General features: G+C 75.0%; 25 protein-coding genes. 17 read left to right on the plus strand and 8 right to left on the minus strand.

Going from position 1 to position 25,131, the window contains the following annotated elements; all coding sequences use genetic code 11:
* Positions 1 to 61 precede the first annotated feature (61 nt).
* From K7787_RS06575 to K7787_RS06585, 3 genes are all read left to right on the plus strand, one after another.
* Positions 62 to 5,035, plus strand: a complete 4,974-nt coding sequence (locus K7787_RS06575) for an RICIN domain-containing protein (protein WP_223000775.1) — start codon at positions 62 to 64, stop codon at positions 5,033 to 5,035.
* A 14-nt stretch (positions 5,036 to 5,049) separates the two neighbouring features.
* Entirely contained in the window at positions 5,050 to 5,655 is a 606-nt protein-coding gene (locus K7787_RS06580; RefSeq protein WP_223000776.1) for a hypothetical protein, read from the plus strand.
* 253 nt (positions 5,656 to 5,908) lie between these two features.
* Positions 5,909 to 6,310, plus strand: coding sequence for a hypothetical protein (locus K7787_RS06585; protein ID WP_223000777.1), 402 nt, complete (start codon positions 5,909 to 5,911; stop codon positions 6,308 to 6,310).
* Positions 6,311 to 6,460: 150 nt separating this feature from the next.
* Here the strand turns inward: K7787_RS06585 and K7787_RS06590 are convergent, their stop codons facing one another.
* Positions 6,461 to 7,165, minus strand: a complete 705-nt coding sequence (locus K7787_RS06590) for a DUF2470 domain-containing protein (RefSeq protein WP_164387853.1) — start codon at positions 7,163 to 7,165, stop codon at positions 6,461 to 6,463.
* A 127-nt stretch (positions 7,166 to 7,292) separates the two neighbouring features.
* Between K7787_RS06590 and K7787_RS06595 the strand changes: the two genes are divergently transcribed.
* Positions 7,293 to 8,333, plus strand: a complete 1,041-nt coding sequence (locus tag K7787_RS06595; protein ID WP_009192750.1) for a vWA domain-containing protein — start codon at positions 7,293 to 7,295, stop codon at positions 8,331 to 8,333.
* Positions 8,334 to 8,390: 57 nt separating this feature from the next.
* On the opposite strand, the gene K7787_RS06600 is transcribed toward K7787_RS06595, so the two are convergent.
* Positions 8,391 to 9,248: a helix-turn-helix transcriptional regulator gene (locus K7787_RS06600; RefSeq protein ID WP_223000778.1), complete on the minus strand. Its 858-nt coding sequence runs from the start codon at positions 9,246 to 9,248 to the stop codon at positions 8,391 to 8,393.
* Between the two features lie 101 nt (positions 9,249 to 9,349).
* Here K7787_RS06600 and K7787_RS06605 point away from each other — a divergent pair, with 101 nt between their 5' ends.
* From K7787_RS06605 to K7787_RS06645, 9 genes are all read left to right on the plus strand, one after another.
* Entirely contained in the window at positions 9,350 to 10,063 is a 714-nt protein-coding gene (locus tag K7787_RS06605) for an SDR family oxidoreductase (protein WP_019984213.1), read from the plus strand.
* Between the two features lie 166 nt (positions 10,064 to 10,229).
* Entirely contained in the window at positions 10,230 to 11,012 is a 783-nt protein-coding gene (locus tag K7787_RS06610; RefSeq protein WP_223000780.1) for a DUF1963 domain-containing protein, read from the plus strand.
* Positions 11,013 to 11,179: 167 nt separating this feature from the next.
* Entirely contained in the window at positions 11,180 to 12,082 is a 903-nt protein-coding gene (locus K7787_RS06615; RefSeq protein ID WP_223000782.1) for a patatin-like phospholipase family protein, read from the plus strand.
* Positions 12,079 to 13,140 carry a lysophospholipid acyltransferase family protein gene (locus tag K7787_RS06620; RefSeq protein ID WP_223000783.1) on the plus strand — a complete coding sequence of 354 codons (1,062 nt, stop codon included), beginning with the start codon at positions 12,079 to 12,081 and terminating at the stop codon, positions 13,138 to 13,140. Before K7787_RS06615 ends, K7787_RS06620 begins: the two co-directional genes overlap by 4 nt.
* A 245-nt stretch (positions 13,141 to 13,385) precedes the next feature.
* The gene (locus tag K7787_RS06625; protein ID WP_223000784.1) at positions 13,386 to 14,744 is read left to right on the plus strand and encodes an MBL fold metallo-hydrolase; all 1,359 of its coding nucleotides are present in this window, start codon (positions 13,386 to 13,388) and stop codon (positions 14,742 to 14,744) included.
* Positions 14,745 to 15,054: 310 nt separating this feature from the next.
* Entirely contained in the window at positions 15,055 to 15,798 is a 744-nt protein-coding gene (locus K7787_RS06630; protein ID WP_223000785.1) for a sulfite exporter TauE/SafE family protein, read from the plus strand.
* A 144-nt stretch (positions 15,799 to 15,942) separates the two neighbouring features.
* A complete protein-coding gene (locus K7787_RS06635) occupies positions 15,943 to 16,521 on the plus strand; it encodes a rhodanese-like domain-containing protein (protein ID WP_019984207.1) in 579 nt (192 codons plus the stop codon).
* Positions 16,522 to 16,694: 173 nt separating this feature from the next.
* A complete protein-coding gene (locus tag K7787_RS06640; protein ID WP_019984206.1) occupies positions 16,695 to 16,841 on the plus strand; it encodes a hypothetical protein in 147 nt (48 codons plus the stop codon).
* 108 nt (positions 16,842 to 16,949) lie between these two features.
* A complete protein-coding gene (locus K7787_RS06645) occupies positions 16,950 to 17,261 on the plus strand; it encodes a hypothetical protein (RefSeq protein ID WP_169437244.1) in 312 nt (103 codons plus the stop codon).
* Between the two features lie 69 nt (positions 17,262 to 17,330).
* Here K7787_RS06645 and K7787_RS06650 read toward each other — a convergent pair whose 3' ends face one another.
* Positions 17,331 to 17,639, minus strand: coding sequence for a hypothetical protein (locus K7787_RS06650; RefSeq protein ID WP_223000786.1), 309 nt, complete (start codon positions 17,637 to 17,639; stop codon positions 17,331 to 17,333).
* Complete coding sequence (locus K7787_RS06655; protein ID WP_223000787.1) at positions 17,636 to 17,908, minus strand: hypothetical protein; 273 nt, start codon at positions 17,906 to 17,908, stop codon at positions 17,636 to 17,638. The genes K7787_RS06650 and K7787_RS06655 overlap by 4 nt, the downstream gene beginning before the upstream one ends.
* Positions 17,909 to 18,070: 162 nt before the next feature.
* On the opposite strand from K7787_RS06655, the gene K7787_RS06660 reads away from it, so the two are divergent.
* Positions 18,071 to 18,694, plus strand: a complete 624-nt coding sequence (locus tag K7787_RS06660; RefSeq protein ID WP_223000788.1) for an ArsR/SmtB family transcription factor — start codon at positions 18,071 to 18,073, stop codon at positions 18,692 to 18,694.
* A gap of 27 nt (positions 18,695 to 18,721) precedes the next feature.
* On the opposite strand, the gene K7787_RS06665 is transcribed toward K7787_RS06660, so the two are convergent.
* Positions 18,722 to 19,615 (minus strand): universal stress protein, encoded by an 894-nt coding sequence (locus K7787_RS06665; protein WP_223000789.1) that lies wholly within the window; start codon positions 19,613 to 19,615, stop codon positions 18,722 to 18,724.
* Positions 19,616 to 19,692: 77 nt separating this feature from the next.
* Positions 19,693 to 20,703: an Acg family FMN-binding oxidoreductase gene (locus K7787_RS06670; RefSeq protein ID WP_223000790.1), complete on the minus strand. Its 1,011-nt coding sequence runs from the start codon at positions 20,701 to 20,703 to the stop codon at positions 19,693 to 19,695.
* A 297-nt stretch (positions 20,704 to 21,000) separates the two neighbouring features.
* Between K7787_RS06670 and K7787_RS06675 the strand changes: the two genes are divergently transcribed.
* From K7787_RS06675 to K7787_RS06685, 3 genes are all read left to right on the plus strand, one after another.
* The gene (locus K7787_RS06675) at positions 21,001 to 21,615 is read left to right on the plus strand and encodes an Rv1733c family protein (RefSeq protein WP_223000791.1); all 615 of its coding nucleotides are present in this window, start codon (positions 21,001 to 21,003) and stop codon (positions 21,613 to 21,615) included.
* Positions 21,616 to 21,719: 104 nt separating this feature from the next.
* Positions 21,720 to 22,208 carry a universal stress protein gene (locus tag K7787_RS06680; RefSeq protein ID WP_223000792.1) on the plus strand — a complete coding sequence of 163 codons (489 nt, stop codon included), beginning with the start codon at positions 21,720 to 21,722 and terminating at the stop codon, positions 22,206 to 22,208.
* Positions 22,209 to 22,291: 83 nt separating this feature from the next.
* Entirely contained in the window at positions 22,292 to 22,945 is a 654-nt protein-coding gene (locus K7787_RS06685) for a CBS domain-containing protein (RefSeq protein ID WP_019984200.1), read from the plus strand.
* Between the two features lie 135 nt (positions 22,946 to 23,080).
* Here the strand turns inward: K7787_RS06685 and K7787_RS06690 are convergent, their stop codons facing one another.
* Together K7787_RS06690 and K7787_RS06695 are read right to left on the minus strand one after the other, a co-directional pair.
* Positions 23,081 to 23,911, minus strand: a complete 831-nt coding sequence (locus K7787_RS06690; RefSeq protein ID WP_223000793.1) for a universal stress protein — start codon at positions 23,909 to 23,911, stop codon at positions 23,081 to 23,083.
* A gap of 187 nt (positions 23,912 to 24,098) precedes the next feature.
* On the minus strand, positions 24,099 to 24,965 hold the full coding sequence (locus K7787_RS06695) for a universal stress protein (RefSeq protein WP_223000794.1): 867 nt from the start codon (positions 24,963 to 24,965) through the stop codon (positions 24,099 to 24,101).
* Between the last annotated feature and the right edge of the window lie 166 nt (positions 24,966 to 25,131).

Raw genomic sequence — 25,131 nt, forward strand, 5'->3', positions numbered from 1 at the left:
CTCGTCCGGCCGTCGCGGCGGCCGGGACGTCACCCCCCACGAACGTAGAAAGGGATGCTTCGTGCACCCCAGAGCATGGTTCCGCACGCCCGGGTCGCGCAGACCCGGCGGAGCGGGCAGACCGGGCGGGCGCGCCGCCGCCCTCACCACCGCCGTCACCTCCGTCACCGCGCTTGCGCTGTTCACGGGCCTCGCGGTGCAGCCCCGACTGGCCCCGGAACTGGCCGGCGCCCACTCCAGCGACCGGCCGGACGACTGGTACGAGACCACCGGCGACGAGCAACTGCGCTTCGACCAGTGCCTGATGACCGACGCGCTGCGCCTGGGCGGCACGGACATGTACGCCTTCGCGCAGAACGCCCTCAACCAGACCCCGGAGAAACTGCGGGAACTGGCCACGCTCGACGGGGCGTACAACGGCCCGCTGCACGACGCCTACAACCGGGACCAGGCCGCCACCGACGCCAACTGGGAGCGCCTGCACGCCCGTGAGGCGGCGTGGGAGAAGCCGCTGGACGGCCTGCCCGATCCGGGCGGCTTCACCCACACCGGGTTCCACTGGGTGCGCGGCGGCGAGGAGGGAAGCGACTTCTACGACCAGACCGGCCTCGGCAAGTGGGCGAGCCCCGACTGGAACGACAAGTTCGACTTCTACGACCCCACCCCCGAGGCCGACGCGAAGACGCTCAAGGCCGTGGACGACCTGGGCGCCCCCCTCTACGGCCAGGACCCGGACCCGGGCCTGCCCTCCGACCAGTGGAACCGGGCGCTGAACGAGCGCAACGCCTTCGAGTGGCTGCACGGCTTCGCCACGGAGCACGCCGGCGCCGACAACGCCCGTGTCTTCCTCGCCTCGGGTGGCTGGCCGCGTACCGCGCCGGAGCCGGGCAGCACCGAGTACCGGATCGCGGTCGAGGACCTGAAGACCCGCTTCGCCACCTGTGCCTGGCGTGATCCGATCGACCCGAACAAGACGCTCCGCCAGGCGGAGGACACCGCCGCGCAGGAGTGGCAGCAGGAGATCGCCTCCCAGGCCACCCGGCGCAACCAGATCCTCGACGCGAGCCGGGACGCCACCACGGCGCTCACCAAGGGCGCCGAGACGATGGCCGAGATGCTCGGCCAGTCCTGGATCGCCGACCACCTCACCCGCTGGCAGGACTACTGGAGCGCCGGCGGCTTCGGCTGGATCGGTGACGGCCAGCTGGAGATCCAGGTGCCGGGAGCCAGCGGCAAGTGTCTCGACGTGGCCGGGGGCGCCAAGACCAACGGCACCCCGGTGCAGATCTACACCTGCAACAGCGGCGCGGCCCAGAAGTGGCAGCTGTGGGGATCGGAGAACGGCGGCTACCGCCTGATGAACCCCAACGCCGGCATGAAGTGCCTGGACGTGGCGGGCAGCAGCAGCGCCGAGGGCGCCAAGATCCAGATCCGGGACTGCGCCTCGACCAAGACCCAGTTCTGGGCCTTCGACGTCCGCAGCCCGGGCGCGCTGCGCAACACGGCGACCGGCAAGTGCCTGCACCTGCCCGGGTTCGACAACAGCAGGGACGCCGTGCAGTCGACCTGCAACGGCTCCAGCGCCCAGACGTTCCGCGTCGTGCCCAAGACGCACACCGGCGACGGCGCGCTGTCCTACCCGAAGAAGGCGCAGTTCGACCAGGCCAAGGCCGGGATCGCCGCCGCGCAGACCGCGGCGAAGGCGCAGCTGACCGTCCTCAAGACGCAGCTCGCCACCGCGCAGAAGGCCGCGACCGCCTCGGACACGGCGCTGCAGGCCGCGTACGGCATCGCGGACGCGAACGGCGCGCCCCGGGGCCGCGGTCTGCTGGTCGGGCAGCAGAAGGACCAGGTGACCAAGGGCGCGGCCGCCGCGCTCCAGGCGCTGGAGAAGGCCGGTGAGACGGCGGAGGCCGCGACCCGTGCCTCGGCCGGTGACAGCGCGACCATCGCGCAGCGGGCGCTGGCGCAGGCGGCGCAGTCGAAGGCGGAGTTCCGCAAGAAGGCCGCGGAGGCCGCCGAGGCGCAGGCCAAGGCAGCCGCGGACGCGGCCAAGGTGCACCGGGACAACGCCAAGAAGGACAAGGAGACCGCCGAGGCCAAGCTCGCCGTCGCGGTGCGGGCGGAGGCGGACGCGAAGGCGGCCGCCGCCGACGCGCACGCCAAGCGGCTCGCCGCCGAGGCCGAGGAGAAGACGGCGAAGGCGGAGAAGGAGAACGCCGCCGCCAGACGGGCCGAGGCGGCCGACCACCGCGAGAAGGCCGAGTCCGAGGCGACGAGGGCGAAGGACGCCAAGGCGCGGGCCGAGGCCGCGGAGAAGACCGCCGAGGACAGGCGTGACGACGCGGTCAAGGCGAAGGACCACGCCGCGGCCATGCGCGACGACGCCCTGGACGCCGAGCAGAAGGCCCAGGCGGCGCGGGCGAAGGCCGCGGCCAAGCAGGCCTACGCCGACTCCCTGGACTCCGGCGGCGCGGCCGACGCGGCCCGTGCCGCCGCGGACGACGCCGACAAGGCGGCCGGCGACGCCGAGGCCGCCGCGACCAGGGCGCGCTCGGAGGCGGACGCGGCGACCAAGGCGGCGGCCGACGCCGACGCCGCGGCCACCCGCGCCGAGGCCGCCGCGAAGCGGGCCCGCTCGGACGCGGACGCCGCGCAGGCCGACAAGCTGAAGGCCGACGCGGCCGTGAGGACCGCGACCAGCGCCGTCGCCGACGCCATCCAGGCGGCCAAGGACGCCTCGGCGGAGGCCAAGGCCTCGGTCGAGCTCGCCGACGAGGCCCAGGCGCACGCCAAGGACGCCAAGGCCCAGGCCGACGCGGCGAACAAGGAGGCCGTCACCGCGGTCGCCGCCGCCGCCAAGGCGGCCGGCTTCGCCCATGTCACCGCCCAGGCAGCCGTCGACGCCGGCAAGGCCGCCGCACAGGTCGCCGATCCCGCCAACGACGCCGTCCAGCTCGGCTCGCCCTACGTAGACACCGACTCCGCCGCCGCTCTGGTCGTCCTGACCGGACAGGGCTCCAAGACGATCGCCGAGCAGCAGCAGGCGGTCGCCGACGCCCACGCCAAGAACGCCGCCGCCGAGGCCCAGGCCGCCAAGAACACCGCCGACCAGGCCAAGGGAGACGCCAAGGAGGCCTACACCCACGCGGCGGGCGCCGCCCAGTACGCCGCCGACGCCCGTACCTACTCCAAGGAGGCCCTGGGCTACGCGGCCGACGCCGCCAAGGCGGCCGCAGCGGCCTCCGCGTCCCTGACCCGCACCATCGGCTACGACAACCAGGCCGCCCAGGACGCGGCGGCGGCCGACGCGGCCGCCGGCCGGGCCGAGGGCTACGCCAAGGACGCCCGCGACTCCGCCGACGCCGCCGAACTCGACGCCGCGGCGGCCCGTTCGGCGGCCGCTCAGGCCGAGCAGGACGCCAAGGACGCCCGCGCGGCGGCCGACCGCGCCGACACGGCCGCGACCGAGGCCGAACAGGCCGCCAAGGACGCCGCCCAGTACGCCGAGGAGGCCCAGGCGGCGGCCGACCGCGCCGAGAAGGCGGCGCAGGCCCAGCAGATCGGCGCGGGCACCGTCCCCGACGGCGACGGCGGCTCGATCGGCAACGTGTTCTACGTCGTCGACCACATCGAGAAGGTCGGCGACCCGGAGGTCGTCAGCAAGACGGACGGCTGCGACGGCTGGATCGACAAGCTGTTCTACCGGGGCGACTGCACGATCACCTCGAAGATCCGGTACGTGGCGGTCCTCGACCTGTATCTGTGCGGCGCGCAGGACCTGGACCCGCAGAAGTACTCCTGCCCGTCCGAGGCCACGGACTACATCGGCCAGATCCGGACCAAGGAACTGTCCCAGACGGTCACGCACACCATCACGATGGAGGAGTACCAGAGCAACATCGACCCGGTCGACATCCTCTTCGGCAGCTGGATCAAGTGCGCCCAGAAGCTCACCCCCGGCGGGCAGAGCGGAAGCTGGGGCGGCTGCGCATGGGCGGCCGTGGACGTGGCCTCGATGTTCGCGGGCAAGGCCGTCCGGCCCATCGCGGACGCGCTGCGCGCCGTGGACGCCGCCTTCGTCACCGGCGTCGGCGTCCGCGACGCCCTCAAGGCGCTCAAGGCGATCGACGGCATCGACGCGGTGACGGTCGCCGCGATCGAGCGCGAGGTGTCGGTCTACGAGGAGCTGGTGACCGCCTGCAAGGTCAACAGCTTCCCCGGCGGCACCGAAGTGGTCCTGGCCGACGGCGGCCGCAAGGCGCTGCGCGACGTGCACGCCGGCGACCTGCTGCTGGCCACCGACCCGGCGACCGGACGCACCCGGGGCGAGTCCGTCACCCGTACGTTCCGGCACGGCGCCGACGACCTGGTGGACGTGACGCTGGCCGGCGGCGGCCGGCTCACCAGCACCCCCGGGCACCGGTTCTTCGTGCCCGGCCGCGGCTGGACCCTGGCCTCCGACCTGCGCCCGGGCGACGTCCTGCGCACCCCGGGCGGGACCCGCGCCGTATCCACGGTGGCCGAACGGCACGAGGCGACGCCGCGGACGGTGTACGACCTGACCGTCTCCGGCCTGCACACCTTCTACGCCGTGGCGGGCGACAGCCCGGTCCTGGTCCACAACTGCAACGACCTCGTGGCCGACGCGCAGAAGTTCTCCGGGCAGGCTCACACGCTCGACGAGCACACGGCCGGCATCGTCAGCCCGCAGCGGGCCGTCGAGCTGGCCGCCGAGAAGACACGGAAGTACAACCGCACCACGCCCAACAGCCTGTTCGTCGACCAGCAGACCGCACAGCAGGTCGTGGACTACGCACTGGCCAACAACGCGAACCGGATCAAGAACTGGCTCCAGAAGTCCACCAGGCCGGACCTGGATTTCGAGGGCTCCTTCGGAGCGAGGAACTCGCTCGGCAAGGCCTACTATCCGGACGGAAGCGCCGTGGCGACGGGCAACAGGTTCTACATCAAGCTCGTACGCGCCAAGGGGCACAAGGCCGGTTTCTACGTCCAGACGTGCTACCCGAAGTGAGGAGGTGAGGGGTGATGCCGCGCTTCACGCCGTTCGACTTCGGGGTGACGACGGTCATGAGTCTCTTCCATCAGGACTGGATCCACGACGGGGAGACGGCCGCTGACGTCGTCGCCAAGTACCTGGCCCAGTCCGAGGACGAGCAAGCCCTGGCCGTACGCCGTGACGCACGGCTCCTCGCCGCCCTCCCCTCCTCGACGCTGGAAGTGCTGTGGGAGGCCGGGTCCCAGTACATGCCGGCCTTCCACCTGGTGGGCGGCGGGGCCGAGTGGACGCGCACGGTCGCCGACCTGTGTGACGCCCGGCTGGCGGCCCACGCCGAGGTGCGCGCGCTCACGGGGGCGGACGCCGAGGAAGGCGCCGCCTGCCTCGACGCGGTCGTCGCCGAGATCGAGGCGGTGCGGCTCCTCCCGGCCGAGGTGCGCTCCGCGCTCACCGAGTGCGCGCGCCGCTGCAGCCCGGACCTGGCGTTCCGGGTGCTGCTGAAGGCCATCAGTTACGCCCCGGCCGAGATCACGCTGTCCGCGGCGCGGTACGCGCGGATGGAAGCCATCGGTTCGGCCCTGCGGTACGGCGAGTTCGTCGTCGACAGCGTCGCGTACCTGGTCGAGGAGGCCTGACGCGGAGGCCTGACGCGGAGGAGACCCGCCGGGGGCGGACGGAGTGCGACTCCGGCCGCCCCCGGCGGCATGTCCGCACCCGCTCAGCCCGGAGGGCCCGCCGCCGGTCCTGCTGCATCGGCGGCACGGAGGTCACCGGGGCGGGGGAACCGGCCACCGGCCACCGGGCGGGAGACCCGGGGCGGTGTGACGATCACGCAGAGACGGCCCGGCCACTCCGGCCGGCCGCCACCCCCGGCAGAAGGACCCGTCGATGAACCTCACCATGAAGCACCTGACCGTGAAGCACCTGACCGCGCGGCGTCTCCTCGGCGTCGCCGCCGCGATCGCCATAGCCACGCCGGCGCTGCTCGGCGCCGCCGCCTCCCCCGCCGTCGCCGCCGCAGGCGCGCACTGCGACCGCGGCGACCAGGACCTGTGGGACGACGGCCCCAGCCGCAACGTGACCGCGCGTCACTGCAGCATCCCGTCGCACGAGAAGCGCTGGTACACCGTCGAGATCGACACGCTCGTGCAGACCCGCTACAAGGGCGACACCCTGGACGGCGGAGTCGAACGGACCAAGACCCTGCACCACAGGACCATCAGATGCCTCGGCTACACCACCGACGCCGACAAGGGCACGGTCGACTGGTTCGGCTGCCCGCCGGTCTGACGCGCCGTGGACCCGCCGGTCCGACGCGTCCGTGAAGGTTTCCCCCCGGGTGGGCGGACGGAGAGCGGCTCCGGCCGTCCCCGGCGGCGTGTCCGGGGCCCAGGTGTGTCCGGGACTCAGGTGTGTCCGGGACTCAGGTGTGTCCGGCGCTCAGGCCGGCAGACGGCCCGTGTGGGAGAGGCGGCGGGCGGTAGCCAGGAGACCGTGGATCTGGGGGCCGACGTGGTCGATGTGGCGCACGGGCGCCCTGAACGGGAGCCGCACGTCCCGGTGGGTGCGCGGGTACTCCAGCCGCAGGGTCAGGCCGTAGCGGTCGATGCGGACCGGGAGCACCCGCCGCACCCCCGGTGCGGGCGCCGGGCGGACGAGCCGCAGCAGCAGCGGGACGAGTGCGCCGTGGTCGTCGGCCAGATGGGTCAGCATGCCCGCCTCGTACGGGGCCAGGGGGTCGAGCGGGGCCGCCTCCAGCTCCGGGAGGGTCAGGAACGTGCGGCCGCGCTCGTCCTCCAGGACCGCCTGCCCGAACTCCACGCAGGTGCTTTCCGTCTGCTCCGGGTCGTAGGAGGCGCCGAGCAGTCCGGTGATCGTCACGCGGGCGCGCAGCCGTTCGCGGACCGGGGTGGGGGCGACGTCGGTGAGTTCCAGCCGGACGGGGACGCGGCCGGACGGCCGGACGACGGGATCCTCGGAGGGGGCGTGCAGATGGAAGTGGCCCATGGCCCCCGTGTCGTCGAGACGGCGCACTTCGGTGTGCGCTCCGTCGCTCACCACGGTCAGGGAATGGGCGGCGGCGAGCACCGAGCGGACGCGCTCGGCGGCGGTGGGTGCGATGGCGCGGGAACGGGTACGGCGCATCCGGGCTCTCCCAGGAGCAGGTAACTTAGGTTTGCCTAACCTAACCTAGCTTATCCTCGGCGCGCGAAGCCGATTGTCAGTGGTGGGTGGGAAGGTGGGAGCAACGGATCGGGAAGAGGGGGCTCCCATGTCGGGGAACCAGAACTACATCAATCACGTCGCCCTGGTGCTGGACGCCAGTGCGTCCATGGCGCACCTGAGCCGCAAGGTCGTCGAGGTCGCCGACGAGCAGATCGCCTATCTCGCCCGCCGGTCGCGGGAGCTGGACCAGGAGACCCGGGTCACGGTGTACGTGTTCGCGGACCGGGTGGAGTGCGTCGTCTACGACAAGGACGTGCTGCGGATGCCGTCGCTCCGGGAGCTGTACCGGCCCGGCGGGATGACGGCCCTGCTGGCGGCGACGCTGAAATCGCAGCGGGAGCTGGCCCGGACGGCCCAGTTGTACGGCGACCACAGCTTCCTGACGTTCGTCCTGACGGACGGCCAGGAGAACGCCAGCCACCGCTGCCCGGACGCCCCCGCCAGGGACCCGCGCGCGCTGGTGGCCGCCGTGGCCGAGATGATCGCGGACCAGCGGGACAACTGGACGCTGGCCGTCCTCGTGCCGGACCAGATGGGCAAGCGGGAGGCCGTGCAGTGCGGTTTCCCGAAGGACAACGTCGCCGTCTGGGACGCCACGAGCACGCAGGGACTGGAGGAGGCCGGGCAGGTCATCCGGGAGGCCACCGAGAAGTTCATGGTGGGCCGCACCCAGGGCATCCGGGGATCGAGGGCGGTGTTCTCCGCGGGCGCGGAGGCGGTCAACAAGGACACCGTCAAGGCGGCCGGCCTCGCCCCGGTGGACCCGTCGGAGTACCAGTTGCTCCCGGTGACCCGGGACGCGGCGATCCGGGACTGGGTCGTCGAGAGCGGGCACACCTACCGTACCGGCGGCGCGTACTACCAGCTGAGCAAGTCGGAGAAGGTCCAGGCGCGCAAGCGGATCGCGGTGCTGGAGAAGAAGACGGACCGGGTGTACACGGGCCCCGAGGCCCGGACCCTGCTCGGCCTGCCCGACGTGGAGGTCCGCGTCCGGCCCGACCACAACGACGACTTCACCATCTTCGTGCAGAGCACCAGCGTGAACCGCAAGCTCATACCGAACACCCGTCTGCTGCTGATGCTCTGACCCCGCCGCGGCGGGCGCCCCGGTCCCCGGGCCCGCCACGACCGCCGTCTCAGCCGGTCAGATGTCTCGACCGGCCGGATGGGCCAGGTCCTGGGTGCCGAGGACGGTGAGGAGGGCGAGGCGTTCGGCGTCCTCGGTGCCGGGCTCGGCCGTGTAGACCATGAGCCGCAGATCGCTGCCGGCCACGGTGAGGATGTCGCAGTCCAGCGTCACGGGGCCCACCCGCGGATGGTCGATCGTTTTGCGGGAGGCCTCGTGGCGGCCGGCGGCGCCCGTGTCCCACAGCGCGGCGAACCGCTCGCTGCCCGTGCGCAGTTCGGCGATCAGCCGGTGCAACCGCCGGTCGTCCGGGTAGCGTTCGGCGGCCGTGCGCAGATCGGCGACGAGCGCCGCCTCGTGGTCTCGCTGCGCCTGCGCGGTGCGCCGTACGCCGATGCCCTGGCCGAGGAAGTGGCGCCACACGCCGTTGCGTTCGTCGCCGCGCCGGGCGGACGGGTCGCCCATCAGGGCCGCGTAGGGCGCGTTGGCCAGGAGCAGGGTCCAGGACGCGTCGAAGACCGCGACGGGCGTCCCGGTCAGCCGGTCCAGCACCCGCTGGACGCTCGGGGTGATGTACGCCGGCACCGTGGTCGGGCCCGGCGGCGCGAGCCCGGCCAGCCGGAACAGGTGTGCGCGCTCCTCCTCCGCCAGCCGCAGCGCCCGGGCCAGGGCCTCGACGACCTGGGACGAGGGGTTGGTGGCCCGGCCCTGTTCGAGCCGGGTGACGTAGTCGACGGAGATCCCGGCGAGCAGGGCCAGTTCCTCGCGGCGCAGTCCGGCCGCGCGCCGCTGTCCGCCCGTCGGCAGCCCGGCCGCCTCGGGCGGGACCCGGTCGCGCCAGCGGCGCACCGCCTTGCCGAACTCCGCCGTCGCCATGCGACCAGTATGCCGCAGCGGCCGGGCGTCTTCCTGGTACCGCTGGTCCCAGGAAGACGGGACACCTGGCCGCGCGGACCGGCGGGACGGATCGTGGAGGCATGACGACGACACTGATCACCGGAGCGAACAAGGGTCTCGGCCACGAGACCGCCCGCCGCCTCCTCGCGGCGGGCCACACCGTCTACGTCGGCAGCCGGGACGAGGCCCGCGGCCAGGCCGCCGCGGAGCGGCTGGGCCGGGGGGCGCGGGCCGTGCGGCTCGATGTCACCGACGACGCGTCCGTCGCGGCCGCGGTGAAGACCATCGAGGCCGACGGCGGCCTGGACGTGCTGGTCAACAACGCCGGCATCGAGGCGCGCGGCCGGAACAACGAGGTGGGCGGCGCGGCGGACGTGACCGCCGACATGATGCGGGAGGTGTTCGAGACCAACGTCTTCGGGACGGTGCGCGTGACCCATGCCTTCCTGCCGCTGCTGCTGCGGTCGGCGGCGCCGGTCGTGGTCAACGTCAGCAGCGGTCTGGCGTCGCTGGCCCACGTGTCCGACCCGGACCATCCCGCCGCCGCCTACCCGGGGGTCGCGTATCCGGCGTCGAAGGCGGCGGTCAACATGGTCACCGTGCAGTTCGCGAAGGCGTTCCCGCGGATGCGGATCAACGCCGTGGAGCCGGGCTTCACCAGGACGGACCTGAACGGGAACACCGGGACCCAGACGGTCGAGGAGGGCGCCGAGATCATCGTCCGCATGGCGCAGGCGGGTCCGGACGGCCCCAGCGGCGGGTTCTTCGACCTGGCAGGCCCGCTGCCCTGGTGACAGCGTCCCGGGCCGGGCGGGCGGGCGGCCCGATGGCGGGCGGCCCGATGGCGGGCGGCCCAGGGGCGGGCGGCCCGGCGCGGGGGGGGCGGACGTGGGCCTGGGCGCGGGGGCCGAGCGTGGAGGCCGGGCGCGGAGGCCGGGCGGGCCTTTGTAGGGTGGCGCCGTGATCGACGTCTGGAACACCGACAGAGTCAACCGTTTCCGCGCCGAGGCGACATCGCGGGGGCTGCCGGCGGACGACGTGGAGGAGTGGATACGGCGGACCGTGCCGGGCGTGTACTGGACGCAGGGCGGTGACGGGCCGCTCTCGGCCCGGCTCGGCGGCGACCCCCTGCTGCCGGCCGACGCGCCGGACCCGTCCTTCCCCTTCGTGGCCTCGGTGGACTGCGCGCTCCTCCCGCCGGGCGCCGCCGGGCTCCCCCTCCCCTCCGACGGCCGGCTGCTGTTCTTCGCCGAGCCCGACCTGGGATTCGGGGGCCGTGTGCCCGACGCCGTGCGCCACATACCCGCCGGAACGCCGACAGCCGCTCGTCGCACCGACACCGGGTACGAGCCGTTCGCGCCGCAGGACATGCGCACGATGTGGCACCACCTGTCCCCGCCCGACGCGGAGAGCTTCGCCGAGGCGCGATGGGAGGACCCCGACGACGAGCAGTACGCACTCGCCGACGAACTGGAGAGCGCCTGGACGCACGTGGGCGGTTCCTGGCCCGTGTGGACGTTCGCGCTCGGCGGCCATCCCGTCGTCGTGCACGACGACCCGCTGTCGCTGGTGCGGGACGCCGAGCCGGAGGCGGAGGACGCCGACGACTGGGTGCTGCTGGCCACTTGGCGCTGCGGCCAGGAGGTCCGGGAACTGGACCTGGGCGTCGTCAGCTGGCTGATCCGCCGCCGGGACCTGGCGTCGCTGCGCCTCGTCCGGGTCCACACCCACGTCGCCATGTGACGGCACCCCGGCCTTCCGGGCGAGTGTCGCCATATGGCTTTCCGGGAGAGTGTCGCCATATGACGGCGCCCCGTCCCTCGCGCTGAGTACGGAGCCGTCCGTCGCGTCGCCCCGGCCCATGCGCCCGCCCGATGGTTGGCGGGGCCGAGCCGGGGCACCTGTCGGCCATGGAGGACAGCCGGACCGCCCGCCCACCGATCCGCGCCTTCGTCCTGGGCGGCGGGGGCGCCCTCGGCGCCTATGAAGTCGGCATGCTCAAGGCGCTGTTCGCCGCCGGAGTGCACCCGGACCTCGTCGTCGGCACCTCCGTCGGCGCGATCAACGGCGCCGCCGTCGCCGCCGACCCGTCACGGGCGTCGGTGGCCCGGCTCGCCGACCTGTGGACCGGCCTCGGGCGCGCCGGCGTGTTCTCCGGATCGCTGCTCGGGCGGCTCGGCACCGCCGTACGCAGCGGCACGCACCTGTACCACCCCGCCCCGCTGCGCGACCTGCTGTGCACCCACCTCCCGGTGACGCGGATCGAGGCGCTGGCCCTGCCGTTCCAGTGCGTGGCCGCGCGGATCGAGCAGGCCGCCGAGCACTGGTTCACCGCCGGACCGCTGGTGGACGCCGTGCTCGCCTCGTGCGCGGTGCCCGGGCTGCTGCCGCCCGTCCGGCTCGACGGCGGGCACTACGTCGACGGCGGCCTGGTCAACAGCATCCCCGTCGGCCGCGCGGTGGCCCTCGGCGCGAGCGAGGTCTACGTCCTCCAAGTCGGCCGCGTCGAGCGTCCCCTCACCCCGCCGCGAGCGCCCTGGCAGGTGGCCCTGGTGGCGTTCGAGATCGCCCGCAGGCACCGCTTCGCCCGTGACATGGCGGATCTGCCGCCCGGCGTCACGGTCCACGTCCTGCCGTCGGGCTCGGGCCCCGAGGAGGGCGCGGGCACCCTGCGCCAGCTGCGGTACCGCAGCTTCGGCCGTACCGGCGAGCGCATCGAACGCGCCTACGCCGCCGCCTCCCGCTACCTCGAGACCGCCCTCGGCGCACCGGGCGCACCGGGCGCACCGGACGTGTCCGACGGCCCGCGATGACCGAGGCGGGGGTACGACGCGGCCGCCCGGCCCGCGCGGCCCGCGCGGTGCTGACCGGACTGCGCCGCACGGCGGCCACCGCGCTGCTGCTCGCGCTCGTTCCCGTGACGGCCGCGCTCCTGGTCGCCGCGGGCGTGCTGTGCGCGCCGGTCTCGCTCGCGACGCGCGGTCCGTGGCGGCCGGTGCGGATGCTCGGTTTCGTCCTGCTGTACCTCCTGGTGGATCTGGCGGGGCTGACGGCCGCGGCGTTCCTGTGGGCGCGACGGCTGCCCGACGGGCGCGACCGTGCGCGGCGGCGCGCCGAGGACGCGTTCGCCCTGCTGGAGAGGCTGCTGCGGTTGCTGCGGCGGGCGGGCGAGCGGATCTTCCGGCTCCGGGTGACGGTGACGCCCCCGCCGCCCGGCGCGTCCGGGGGTGCGGCGGCGCCGGTGCTGGTCTTCGTACGGCACGCCGGGGTCGGCGACTCCTTCCTGTTGCTGCAGGTGCTGCTCGGCCCGGCCGGGCTGCGGCCCCACACCGTGCTGAAGCGGACGCTGCGCGCCGACCCCGCCCTCGACGTCCTCGTCGGGCGGGTCCCCCACTGCTTCCTGCCGGCCTTCGGCCGCCGCGCCGAGGACGCGATCGGGGAGCTGGCGGCCGGGCTCGGCCCGGGCGACGCCCTCGTGATCTTCCCGGAGGGCGGCAACTTCACCCCGCGCCGCCGCCTGCGTGCGATCGCCTCGCTGCGCCGCCGCGGGCTGCGACGCCGGGCGGCCCGCGCGGAACGCATGCGCCACGTGCTGCCGCCCCGGGACGCCGGCGCCCTGGCCGCGCTCGCCGCCGCGCCCACGGCCGACGTGGTCTTCGTCGCCCACACCGGCCTCGACGTCCTCCACTCCGCGCGCACCGTCTGGGACCGGCTGCCGCTGCGGGAGGGCGTGCGGGCGCGGTGGTGGCGGGTCCCCGCGAGCCGCGTCCCGTCGGGCGACGCCGCCCGCAGCGAGTGGCTGCTGGCCCAGTGGGCGCGCGTCGACCGCTGGATCGCGGACCACGCGGACCCGGACGCCACACACGCGTGAGGTGTGAGGGACGCGGGGGTGCGGGTGGCCCGGGGGTGCGGGTGGCCCGGAGGTGCGGGTGGCCGGGGGGTGCGGGTGGCCGGGGCGCGGGTGTCGCGGGCGGACGTCTCGGGCGGATGCCCCGGGCGGATATCCCCGCGGACTCCTCGGGCGGACGTCACACCCCTGTCCGAATACCCCCCGGGGTACCCATGTTACGGTGACTGCATACCCCGGGGGGTAATTCTTCGGAAGGGAGCGTCTCCGTGTTCTTCATCGACACCATCGAGCTCGAAGGCCTCGGCAACCGCCACTACCTGGCCGGCGGTCCGCGGACGGCCGTCGCGGTGGACCCGCCGCGCGACATCGACCAGGTGCTGGCGGCGGCGGCCCGGCGGGGCGTGCGGATCACGCACGTGGTGGAGACCCACCTCCACAACGACTACGTCACCGGCGGCCTCGAACTGGCCCGGGTGACCGGCGCCGCCTACCTCGTACCGGCCGGGGCACGTGTGGCGTTCGCGCGGGTCCCGGTCGCCGACGGCGACACCGTCGCCCTCGACGCCGGACTCGAACTGCGCGCGGTCGCCACCCCGGGCCACACCCCGCACCACACCTCCTACGTGCTGCGCGAGCAGGGGCGGCCGGTGGCCGTGTTCACCGGCGGATCGCTGCTGATCGGCACGGTGGGCCGCCCGGATCTGGTGGAACCGCGGCTGACCGAGCGGCTGGCCCGCGCGCAGTACGCCTCCGCGCACCGGCTGGCGGCCGAGCTGCCGGACGGGACGACCGTGCTGCCGACGCACGGCTTCGGGAGTTTCTGCTCCTCGGCGCAGGCCGAGGGCGACGCCACGACGATCGGGGCGGAGAAGGCCGCGAACGCGGCGTTCACGCAGGACGTGGACGCCTTCGTCGCCGGGCTGCTGGCCGGACTGGACGACACACCCGCCTACTACGCGCACATGGGCCCGGCCAACGCCGGCGGTCCCGCCCCCGTGGACCTGACGCCGCCGGCCGTCGCGGACGCCGACGAGATCGCGGTCCGGCTGGCGGCCGGCGAGTGGGTCGTGGACCTGCGCAACCGGATCGCGTTCGCCGAGGGCCATGTCGCCGGCTCGTTCAACTTCGAGGCGGACGGCAAGATCGCCACGTATCTGGCGTGGCTGATCCCGTGGGGCAAGCCGGTGACCCTGCTCGCCGAATCCGCCGAACAACTGGCGTACGCACAGCGGGAGTTGGTACGGGTCGGCATCGACCGTCCGGCGGCTGCCGCGACCGGTGCGCCCGAGCGGTGGGCGAGCGAGAGCGCGCCGCTCGTCTCCTTCCCGCGCGCCACGTTCGCGGACCTGGCCGAGCGCGGCACGGACGGCGTCGTCGTCCTGGACGTACGGCGCGACGCCGAGCGGGCCGGCGGGCACATCGCCGGCTCGGTGCACATCCCGGTCCACGAAGTGCACCGGCGGCTCGGCGAGGTGCCGGCGGGCACCGTGTGGGTGCACTGCGCGGGCGGTATGCGCGCCGCGATCGCCGCGTCCCTGCTCGACGCGGCGGGCCGTGACGTGGTCGCGGTCGACGACGGCTTCGACGCCGCCGGCGAGGCCGGCCTGACCGTGGTCACCGCCTGAGCGGGCCCCGTTCCCGACGGCCCGCCCCGATGCCTTCGCCCTCGGCCGACCGGCCTCCGCCGACCCGCCTCCGCCGAGCGACTTCTGCCGACCGGCTTCTTACGGCCGACCTCCGCCGACCCGCCTCTGCCGACCGGCTTCCGACGACCGGCCTCTGACGACCGACCTCCGACCTCCGCCGGCCCGTCTCCGACGACCGCTCTGGGCCGACCGGCCTCCGTCCACCTTTCCCGACCCCCTCCGACCGACCGGGAGGTTGTGTGATGCTCCCCCTCCACGACGGCCACGACCCTGCTCGCGAGCAGGACGAATGACCGCTCTGATACCCGCGCTCCTCGCCGGCGCCGTCGTCGGCCTAGCCCTCGGCGGCCTCGGCGGCGGTGGCAGCGTCCTCGCGGTGCCCGCCTTGATCTACCTGCTGGGTTTCACCCCGGCGGCCGCGGCCACGGCCAGTCTGCTCATCGTCACCCTGACGTCGGTCACGGCGCTCGTGGGGCACGCCAAGGACGGCCAGGTCGCGTGGCGGACGGGTCTGCTGTTCGCCGCGGCGGGCCTCGTACCCGCCCTGCTCGCCGGGGCCGCCGCCGGCCGTGTGCCCCAGCCCGTGCTGACCGTCGCGTTCGCCGTCGTCGCCGCGATCGCGGCCCTGCGCATGCTGCGGCCCGCGCGCACCGAGGCCACCGGCGCGGTGCGTCCCGGGAAGGCCGGCGCGGCCGGCGCCGGGCTGGGCGCGGTGACGGGATTCCTGGGGGTGGGCGGCGGCTTCCTCGCCGTCCCGGCCCTGGTGGGCGTACTGAACCTGCCCATGCGCCGGGCCGTCGGCACCAGCCTGCTGGTCATCACGATCAACTCGCTGGCCGCACTCGGCGCCCGGGCCGGCGCCGGTACGCGGCTGGACTGGGCCGTCGTCGCGCCGTTCACCGCGGCGGCGATCCTGGGCGCCTGGGACGGGAAGCGGCTGGCGGCGAAGCTCAAGGGCACCGCGCTGCAGCGCCTCTTCGCCTGCGTACTGCTCGCGGTCGCCGCGCTCATGCTGGCGGACGCGCTCGTCTGACCGGACAACCGGCACTCCCGCCGCGGTCCCCTCGACCGGCCCCCGACACCGATTCCGATACCGACCAATACTGACCGCCACCGCCACCGCCACCGATCCGACACCTCCACCGATCCGACACCGACGCACAAGGACACGCCCCCCATGACCACCACCCCCGTAGCCCTCGCCCCCGACGAAGCCCGCGCCCGTCTGCACGAGCTGACCGTCATCGACGTCCGCACCCCCGGCGAGTACGCCGGCGGCCACCTCCCCGGCGCCCTCAACGTCCCCCTCGACCAGCTCGACCGCGCCCTGCCGGGCCTCCGGAGCGCGGCCGAGCGCGGCGGGGTCCTCGTCGTCTGCGCCTCCGGCAACCGCTCCCAGAACGCCTGCCGCACCCTCGCCGAGCACGGCATACCCGCCGCCACCCTCGTCGGCGGCACCGGCGCCTGGGCCGCTCAGGGCAACGACCTGGAGCGCCCCCAGGACGGCGCGAAGGCGACCTGGGGCATGGAACGCCAGGTCCGGCTCACCGCGGGCTCGGCCGTCCTGCTCGGCCTGGCGCTCGGGAAGTTCGTCCACCCGGCCTTCCGGCTGGTGTCCGCGGGCATCGCCGGCGGCCTGGTCTTCTCCGCGGTGACCGACACCTGCGGCATGGCGGCCGTACTGGCGAAGCTCCCCCACAACCGGCCCCGCCCGGCCGACCTGGAGACGACGCTGGCCCGGCTGGACGACAACTGACGGAAACACCCGGCCGGGAGCCGACAGAAGCACCCGGCCGGATCAGGCAGCCGCGGCGCCTGCGCGCTGCGGCACGTCCGATACGCGCGGACTGGAACCCCGGTCGCCGGGCAGCCGTACCGGAGACGACGGTCCGGCGCGGAGCCGGGCCGGTCAGCGAGGGAGGGAGCATCGTGGCCGGAGTGCTGGGACGGATCAAGGAGTTCGCGCGGAGCCCGCAGGGGCGGCGCACGATCGAGCAGGTGCGGCGCACCGCGAGCGACCCGCGCCGCCGCGCCCAGGCGCAACGCCTCTTCCAGCGGCTGCGCGCCCGCCGCTGAGCCACCGGCCCGGTCGCCCGCCGCGGCCGGTCCGGGACACGGGCGGTGGCACGGGCACGGGCACGGCGGTCACGTGTCGTCCGCCGCCGTGGGGGAAACCCGGCGGGCATGACAGCACACGAGCGGCGGCAGCGGGCGTCCGGACCCGACCGTCAGGTGGTCGAGCGGCTGCTGCCCGTCTGGCTGGCGGAGACGGAACGCCACGATCCGGACGCCGCCCGGCGGGCGCGAGAGGACTGGGAGAGCGGTGCCCTCGCCGAGGACAGCGCGCAGGACCTGGCCACCTGGGTGACGGCGAGGATCACGGACACCGCCTTCAACGCCGACGAGGGCCCGTCGGTCGACGGGCCCGTCCGGATCACCCCGTCCGACAAGGAGAGCGTGCACAGATGGCTCGCGTCCCAGGGCCACCACGTGTGACCCGAACGCGGGGCCGCGCCGCCGGGTGACGGTCGCCAAGCGGCCCTGTTCCTCACACCTTGGGCGTTGTCACTCCTCACAGCCTTCGATGTCGTCGTCGTATCCGTCCACGTTGTCGGGGCGCACGTCGTCGAACCGCCACAGCACCAAGCCGTCGGCGCCCCTCCCGCCGGGGTGAGGCGGGCGGTGAAGCGGCTGCCGGCCGGGACGGCGAACCGGTCCCTCGCGGTCACCGCAGGCCACCTCCCACTCGCCGCGCGCCCCGTCCGCCGCGCAGGCGCCGGTCGGCGCCACGGCGGAGGCGACCAGGGCGACGGCGCGTCCTCGGCGTGCGCGGATACGGACCGTGCGGCTGCGGTGGTGCGCCGGGCTCTTCACCGGTGCTGAGCCGTCAGGAGCCAGGTCACGTCCACGAAGGCGATGGCGCCCCAGATCGAACACAGGACCGGGACCGCGGCCGGCGCCAGGGCCGTGGCGAGGGCGCCCAAGCCGATCGTGCCCAGGACCACCCGCGCGCCGCGCCGGGCGGCCAGCGCGGTGCGCAGGGGGCCCGGCTCGGCCAGGCGGTCCGCCAGGTACGCGTCGAACGCCTCGGCGACCTGGTCGTCTATCTCGTCCCGCAGTCGTGCGTCCAGTGAGTCGGACACGGCCGCCCCCTCCAGTCCGAAGAATGTCGAAGCGGTACGCGCCGCCCCCGCCATACCCAGGGCGTGCGCACCTTCCCGGGTCTCACCCTAGCCGCTACAGAGAAGCTCTGCAAAAATTCTCTGCGATCCGTTGCAGAGAGTCTCTGCAGTACGCTGAGGGGCATGGCTGAGCGTCCCGAGACACGAGTGCTGACCGGCCAGGATCTCAAGGCCTTCCACAAGGCGCTGTCCCATCCGGTACGCCGCGACATCCTGAGCTACCTCGGCGAGCACGGCGAGGCCAACTCCACCAGCGTCGCCAAGGCCCTCGGCGAGAGCACCGGCACGACCAGCTACCACCTGCGCAAACTCGCCGATCTCCAGCTGATCGCCGAGATCGAGGAGCGCTCCAACGGCCGGGAACGCTGGTGGAGATCGCTCATGACGGACATCTTCACGCCACCAGGGCTGGAGATGACGGCCGACGAACGCGAGGCAGCGCTGAAGATCGGCGCGCTGAAGATGACCCACGACCTGAACCTGGTCGTCAAGGCCTACGCCGGGTACGACACTTCGGCAGGCTGGCACCACATCCAGCGCGCCGCCCTGTGGCTGACGAAGGAGCAGGCGGCCGAGTTCGCCGAGGAGTACCGGGCCCTGCTGCACAGGTACGTGACCGACCCGGGCGAACGCCCCGCCGGGGCACGCCGTATGGCGGTGCGTCTGGTGGTGCTGCCGGACGACGGGACGGTGTGCCCCCTGTCCCAGGACGAGGCGGCTGGGCGGGAGGGCGACGACCCGCGCTGACCGGCGTACCGGCCGCGCGGCGCGCGCTCAGAGTGCGCGCCGGTCGCCGAAGTGTCGTGCCACCGTCACCGGGCAGGTCGCGTGGTGCAGGACCGCCTGGCTGACCGAGCCGAGGAGCAGGCCCGCGAAGCCGCCGTGCCCCCGGGCCCCGAGGACGAGCAGTCCGGCCCGTCCGCTCGCCTCGATCAGCGCCTCGCGGGCGTCGCCCTTGACCAGGACGTGGTCGACGGGCACCTGGGGATACTGCTCCTGCCGGCCGGCGAGGGCTTCGGCCAGCAGGCGCCGCTCGCGGTCCGCGAGCGCGGCCGGGTCCGGCTGGTGGGGGGCCGACGGTCCCGGCGGCGGTGTCACCGGCACGCTCCACGGCGTCCACGCGTGCAGGGCCACGATGCCGGTCTTGCGCAGCGCGGCCTCGGCGAAGGCGAAGTCGACGGCCGGTTCGCCGGCCGGGGAGCCGTCGACGCCGAGGAGGACCGGGCCGGCCAGGGCCGGGCGGTCGCGTACGACCAGGACGGGGCAGTGCGCGTGCCCGGCCAGCTGTACCGCCGTCGAGCCCAGCAGCAGTCCCATGAAGCCGCCCGTCCCCCGGCTGCCGACCACCACCAGCGCGGCGCCGTGCGACTCCGCCTCCAGCACGGGCAGCGGCCCGCCGGCCAGCACCGCGCAGCGGATCTCGAGGTCGGGGGCCACGGAGCGGGCGTGTTCCGCGGCCTCGGTGACCAGCCGGCCGGCCTCCTCCCGCAGCGCGTCCACGGCCTGCCCCATCGGCCACGGCCCGAGCGGCACGTGCACGATGGGCCACAGGAACGCGTGCACCACCTTCAGACCGCGTCCCCGGAGCCGGGCCTCGCGCGCCGCGACGGCGACGGCCTCCAGGCTCGACGGCGAGCCGTCGACTCCCACTACCACGGGCATGTTCATGGCACTCTCTCCGTCGTTCGGCATGTGTCGCCCGGCGTGTTGTCCCGCAGGGCCGTCGGCGGTCAGTCCGCCGGCGGTCAGTCCGCCGGTGCGTCCGGCTCGACATCGAGGACGTCCGCGACGGGCCGGCGGGGCGTCGCGGGGCCGGGCGGTCCGTAGCCGAGGCGCAGCACCATCTGGACCTGGCCCCGGCCCGTGACGGGATCGCGGGCCAGCGGACGCAGCTCCGGGCTCTCCAGCGGGTGCGAGGTCAGGGAGGTGGCGAGTCCGGCCGCGGTGGCCTCCAGCATGACGCGCTCCAGCGCCTGGCCGGCGACCAGCCAGTCGGCGGGGGTGTCGCCGCGTGTGCTGAGCACGGCCAGCCGGGGACTCTCCTCGAAGTCGGCGCCGTCGCGGCCGGGCACCCGCCGGCGCCCGGCGAAGTCCCGCAGCAGGGCCTTGCCGCCGCGCCGGGTCGGGCCGAAGGCGTACTCCGGCACGCCGTCCACGGCGTTCTCCGCCTCCGGGCCGAGCCGGGTCCAGCGCGTCAGGTCCTCGAAGGCGGACTCGTCCAGCTCGTCCCGGCTCTCCGCGTCCTGGACGAGCGCGCGCAGCGCGTCGATGTGCCACGGGCCCGGGAACAGCAGTTCGGCGCCCTCCGACTCGGCCGCCGCCCGCAGCACGGCCCGGATCTCCTCCGGCACCTCCCGGTCCTCGAAGGGGTGGCGGCTGGTGTGCCGCCGGGCCAGGAACGGATACAGCCGGCGCAGCTCGGCGTCCGGCGCCGCTCCGGGCCGGTCGCCCAGGGCCGCCTCGGCCAGCAGCAGCGGGTCCGCCGGGTCGGGCAGCAGGCGCGTCGCGGCGGTGAGGTCCGCGTGCGCGGCGGCGACCCGCAGGTTGAACAGGGCCGCGCCGCAGCCGATGTGCAGGGCCCGGTTCCCCGGGTCGGTGCGGCGCATGGCGCGCTCCGGGTCGGCGTACAGGCGCAGGACGCGCGGGCCGGTCAGGTAGCGGAACCGCCAGGGCTGCGCGTTGTGCATCGAGGGGGCGGTGGTGGCGTCGGCGACCAGCGCGGTCACCGTCCCCACGTCGAGCTGTCGTGTCGGCATCGAAGCCTCCTCGGCCGACAGCCGCGCCGGCTGCCGTCAGTCCGCCTCTGTACGTCCCAGTGAACGCGATGCCACGGCCGCGCGCATGAGCCGACCGGCCCGCGGCTGGGGCCCAGTGGCCCGGGGCGGCCCACAGTCCCCGGACCGGCAGGGCGGACGGGCGGACGGGCCCTTGGGGCGGGGGCCGGGGGCGCCTGACGGCCCTGCGGGCGGGGCCGACCGGCCCATGGGGTTCCGCCGCCGCCCCTGTCACCGTCGGAAGGGAGGGGGCGGAGGGGGCGAAGGAGGTGAGGACCGATGAGCGCCGAGCGGAACGACCGGGGGCGGAGCGCCGGGCGCGAGGGGACCACGGGGCGGCGGTGGCTGTGGCGGTGGCGGCGCAGTCCGCTGCGCCGCCCCGAGGATCTCGCCGAGGCGTGGATCGTGCTGGTGACGTGGGTGCTGATGCTGGTCGGCGGCGCGCTCGTCTGGACGGTGACGGCACGGGCGGCGGACCAGGAGTTCGCCCGGCAGCGCGCCGACCGGCACGCCGCCGAGGCCGTCCTGCTCACCGACGCCCCCGTGAGCACGACGACCGCGGGCGACGGCTCCCGTACGTCGGCCCGGGTCCGCTGGACCGCACCGGACGGCACGGACCGCGCCGCGCGCACCCTCGTGCCGGGCGGTCTGCCCGCCGGGGCGACGGTCACGGTGTGGCAGGACGGCCGGGGCGTCCTCGCCACCGAGCCGCCCGGGCCGGCCACGGCGCGGGCCGAGGCCGGCCTCTACGGCGGTGCGGCCGCCCTGTCCTTCGCCGGCCTGGCCTACGGCACGGCGGCCCTCGCCCGGTGGCGGCTCGACAGGCGCCGCTGCGAGCAGTGGGGCCGGGAGTGGGACCTGGTCGGCCCGAAGTGGGACCAGAAGACCGGCTGACGCGGGACGCGTGGGACAAGGCCGGCTGGCGGGGCACGGAGAGGACGGGCAGCGTGGGAGGAAGGCGTGGGAGTGAGAACCGTGGCGTACGAGCGGAGGCGGTCATGACGGCTTCTGAGGGGCACCCGGGATCCGAGGGGCACCCCGGGTCCGAGGCGCATCCCCGGGTGGTCGTCGGCGTGGACGGCTCGCCGTCGTCCTACGCGGCGCTGCGCTGGGCGGTGCGGTACGCGCGGCTGGTGGACGGCGTCGTGGAGGCGGTCCACGCCTGGAGCACGCCGACCGAGCTGAGCTGGAGCGGGCTGGTGATCGATCCCGACTTCGATCTGAACAACGCCCGGGAGCGTTTCGCGCAGGGCCTGGACGCCGTCTTCGGCGCCGGGCGTCCGGCCGAGCTGCGGGAGCACCTGGTCGAGGGCGACCCGTCGGAGGTGCTGATCCGCGCCTCGCAGGGCGCGGACGTCCTCGTCGTGGGCCGCCGCGGCCGGGGCGGCTTCGCGCGGGCGATGCTCGGCTCGGTGAGCCAGCGGTGCGCGCAGCACGCGGCCTGCCCGGTCGTCGTCGTGCACGAGGAGCGCGACCCGGCCGGCTGAAGCCGGCCGAGACGGAGGGGCCGGCCGCGGACACCCGGCGTGTCACGCCGCGCGGCCGGGTCCCGGATGCCAAGGAGACAACGATGCACCACCGAACGGTCGAAGACCTCATGACCCACGCCGTGGTCCGGGTGCGGCGGGACACCTCGTTCAAGGACCTCGTGCGCACCCTGGCCGACAACGGCGTCTCCGCCGTCCCCGTCGTGGACGACCTCGGCCGCCCGGTCGGGCTGGTGTCGGAGGCCGATCTGCTGCGCACGGTGGCGGGCCGCCCCGACCCGGCCGGGCTGCTCGCCGAGCCCCGCCGGGACGGCGTCCTGGGCCAGGCGTCCGAGGAGGCCACCGCCGGGGAACTGATGACGGCGCCGCCGGTGTGCGCCCGCCCGGAGTGGAGCGTGGTGGAGGCCGCGCGCACGATGGACGCCCACACCGTCAAACGGCTGCCCGTGGTCGACGAGACGGGCGTCCTGGTCGGCATCGTCAGCCGGGCCGACCTGCTGCGGGTCTTCCTCAGGCGCGACGAGGCGATCCGCGAGGAGATCGCCGGCGACGTCCTGGTCCACACGCTCGGCCTGTCACCGGCCGACCTCACGGTCACGGTGACGGACGGCCGGGTCGCCCTCGCGGGGTCCGTGACGGACCGGAGCCTGGTCCCGGTGATCGAACAGCTGTGCAGGGGCGTGGACGGGGTGGTCTCCGTCAGCACGGACATCGCCGTCCCGGCCGAGCGGCGCTGAGGCACGGCCTGCCCCGTCCCGCCCCGTCACGTCCGTACGGGACGGACGGGACGGACGGGGCGGGACGGACGGGACGGGGCGGGGCGGGACGGTAGGTCGGCACGCGTCCGCCGGCGCCCCCGCGGGAGCGGCGCCTCACTCCTGCGGGACGACCGCGACCGGGCACGGCGCGTGGTGCAGCAACGCATGGTTGATCAGGCCGAGTTGCAGTCCCGGCAGGGACGTCCGCCGGTGGGCGCCGACGACGAGGAGGTCCGCCTGAGCGGCCGCCTCCAGCAGGGCCCGGCGGGCCGGCCCGTCGACCACCAGGCGGCTCACCTCCTGGCCGGGGTACCGCTCCAGCGGGCCGCGCAGCGCGTCCTCGAGCACCTGCGCGGGCGGGCGCCGATGGGCCTCCATGGCGTACCAGGGCGGCACCTCGGGCGCCGGGGCGCCGGCGAGCCGGGGGTTCCACGCGTGCACGGCGAGCAGCCGGCAGCCGCGTGCCCGGGCCTCGCGGAACGCGAACCGCACCGCCGAGTCGCTGTCCCCGTCCTCCGCCTCCCCCACCCCGACGACGACGCACCCGTACCGCCCCGCCCGGTGCTCCGCCGAGCCGCGCACCACGACGACCGGGCAGTCGGCGCGTGCCGCGACGGCCAGGCCGACCGAGCCGAGGAGCATGCCCGGGAGGTCGTCGCCGAGTCCCCTGGCCCCCACCACCAGGGCGAGGACGCCGCCGTGGCCGCCGGTGAGGGCGGTGACGGCGTCCTCGTGCACGACCTCGCTCGACAGCAACGCCCCGGGGGCGCTCGCCGCGGCCCGTTCGCTCGCCGTGCGGATGACGTCGGACGCCGCGTGCTCCCCCGCCGCCGCGTGCAGCAGGTGGAGCGGCGCGTCGTGCCGCAGTGCCTCGGCGGCGGCCCAGTCCACCGCCTGGAGGCTCGCCTCGGACCCGTCCACGCCGACCACCAGGGGTTCCGTCACCGCGTCCGCCTCCTTCGCGCGCCGTCCCTCGGGGCCCCTTCAGCCTCGTACGAGACCCACGACGCCGCCAGGCGGCCGTACCGGAGCCGCGCGGCGGGGTGACGTGGGCGGGGTGACGTGGCGGCGCTCAGCCCCCGCATGGCGGCGCTCAGCCCCGCGTGCCGGTCTCAGTCCCGAGTGGCGGCGCTCAGTCGCGCTCGGGCACCACGGCGACCGGGCAGGGCGAGTGGTGCAGGACGGTGTGCGCGGTGCGGCCGAGCTGGAGCCCGAAGTGTCCCGGGCGGCGCCGGACGCCGACGACCAGCAGATCGGCCTCCTCGGCGGCTCCGAGCAGCACCCGGCGGGCCGGCCCCTCGACGGTGGAGCGCTCGGTCTTCGCCTCCGGCGGGAGGTCGGCGAGCGCCGCCTCCAGCGCCTGCGCGGCCCGTTCCTCGTGGACCCGCTCCGGCTCGCCGGTGATCAGCGGATGGTCGATGGTCTCGTGGGCGGGGCACCGCCAGGCCCGTACGGCGTGCAGGACGGCGCCGCGCCGGGCCGCCTCCTCGGCCGCGAACCGCACCGCCGCGGCGGACCGGTCCCCGACGCCGACGACGATCCGGCCGTGCACGGGCGTACGCGCGCGGTTGTCGTGGTTGCCGCGGATCACGACGACCGGGCAGTCGGCGTGCCCGGCGACGAACAGGCCGACCGAGCCGAGCAGCAGGTCCACCACGCCGCTTCGGCCCCGGCTGCCCACGACCAGCAGGGAGGCGTTCCTGCCCTCGCGGACGAGCGCGTACTCCGGTTCCTCGGGCAGCGCGGCGAGGCTGATCGGCAGTTCGGGGTGCCGCTCGCGGGCGCGGTGGACGCCGACGCGGACGATCTCCTCGGCCAGGTCCCGCGTGTCCGGCCTGCCGAGGCTGCGGGCGAGCGCGGCGCCCTCGTAGCGCTCCCAGAGCGAGCCGTGCACCACCCGCAGGGGCGCGCCGCGCAGGGCGGCCTCGTCGGCGGCCCAGTCCAGGGCCCGGTAGCCGGGCTCGGAGCCGTCCACACCGACTACCAGGGGAAGGTCCATCGTCCTCACACTCCCGTACGCGTGTACCGCCGCGTGGCGCTCCACCCGGCGGACGGGCCGCCGGGTCGGGCTCCGTCACGAGCATGCCCTTCCGCCGCACCGGCCGGGCAGGGGCCGCACGTCCCCACCGAGGACCGACCGGCCCATCCGGCGCCCGGGGCCGCGA

The organism is Streptomyces sennicomposti, from assembly GCF_019890635.1.
Lineage (GTDB): Bacteria > Actinomycetota > Actinomycetes > Streptomycetales > Streptomycetaceae > Streptomyces > Streptomyces sennicomposti.

Coding starts and splice junctions, on each gene's coding strand:
- K7787_RS06680 (WP_223000792.1), top strand. CDS start 21,720: ATGACGGCTTCTGAGGGGCACCCGGGATCCGAGGGGCACCCCGGGTCC.
- K7787_RS06600 (WP_223000778.1), bottom strand. CDS start 9,248: ATGGCGACGGCGGAGTTCGGCAAGGCGGTGCGCCGCTGGCGCGACCGG.
- K7787_RS06585 (WP_223000777.1), top strand. CDS start 5,909: ATGAACCTCACCATGAAGCACCTGACCGTGAAGCACCTGACCGCGCGG.
- K7787_RS06665 (WP_223000789.1), bottom strand. CDS start 19,615: ATGAACATGCCCGTGGTAGTGGGAGTCGACGGCTCGCCGTCGAGCCTG.
- K7787_RS06580 (WP_223000776.1), top strand. CDS start 5,050: ATGCCGCGCTTCACGCCGTTCGACTTCGGGGTGACGACGGTCATGAGT.
- K7787_RS06595 (WP_009192750.1), top strand. CDS start 7,293: ATGTCGGGGAACCAGAACTACATCAATCACGTCGCCCTGGTGCTGGAC.
- K7787_RS06620 (WP_223000783.1), top strand. CDS start 12,079: ATGACCGAGGCGGGGGTACGACGCGGCCGCCCGGCCCGCGCGGCCCGC.
- K7787_RS06630 (WP_223000785.1), top strand. CDS start 15,055: ATGACCGCTCTGATACCCGCGCTCCTCGCCGGCGCCGTCGTCGGCCTA.
- K7787_RS06635 (WP_019984207.1), top strand. CDS start 15,943: ATGACCACCACCCCCGTAGCCCTCGCCCCCGACGAAGCCCGCGCCCGT.
- K7787_RS06605 (WP_019984213.1), top strand. CDS start 9,350: ATGACGACGACACTGATCACCGGAGCGAACAAGGGTCTCGGCCACGAG.
- K7787_RS06615 (WP_223000782.1), top strand. CDS start 11,180: ATGGAGGACAGCCGGACCGCCCGCCCACCGATCCGCGCCTTCGTCCTG.
- K7787_RS06645 (WP_169437244.1), top strand. CDS start 16,950: ATGACAGCACACGAGCGGCGGCAGCGGGCGTCCGGACCCGACCGTCAG.
- K7787_RS06685 (WP_019984200.1), top strand. CDS start 22,292: ATGCACCACCGAACGGTCGAAGACCTCATGACCCACGCCGTGGTCCGG.
- K7787_RS06675 (WP_223000791.1), top strand. CDS start 21,001: ATGAGCGCCGAGCGGAACGACCGGGGGCGGAGCGCCGGGCGCGAGGGG.
- K7787_RS06590 (WP_164387853.1), bottom strand. CDS start 7,165: ATGCGCCGTACCCGTTCCCGCGCCATCGCACCCACCGCCGCCGAGCGC.
- K7787_RS06670 (WP_223000790.1), bottom strand. CDS start 20,703: ATGCCGACACGACAGCTCGACGTGGGGACGGTGACCGCGCTGGTCGCC.
- K7787_RS06660 (WP_223000788.1), top strand. CDS start 18,071: ATGGCTGAGCGTCCCGAGACACGAGTGCTGACCGGCCAGGATCTCAAG.
- K7787_RS06695 (WP_223000794.1), bottom strand. CDS start 24,965: ATGGACCTTCCCCTGGTAGTCGGTGTGGACGGCTCCGAGCCCGGCTAC.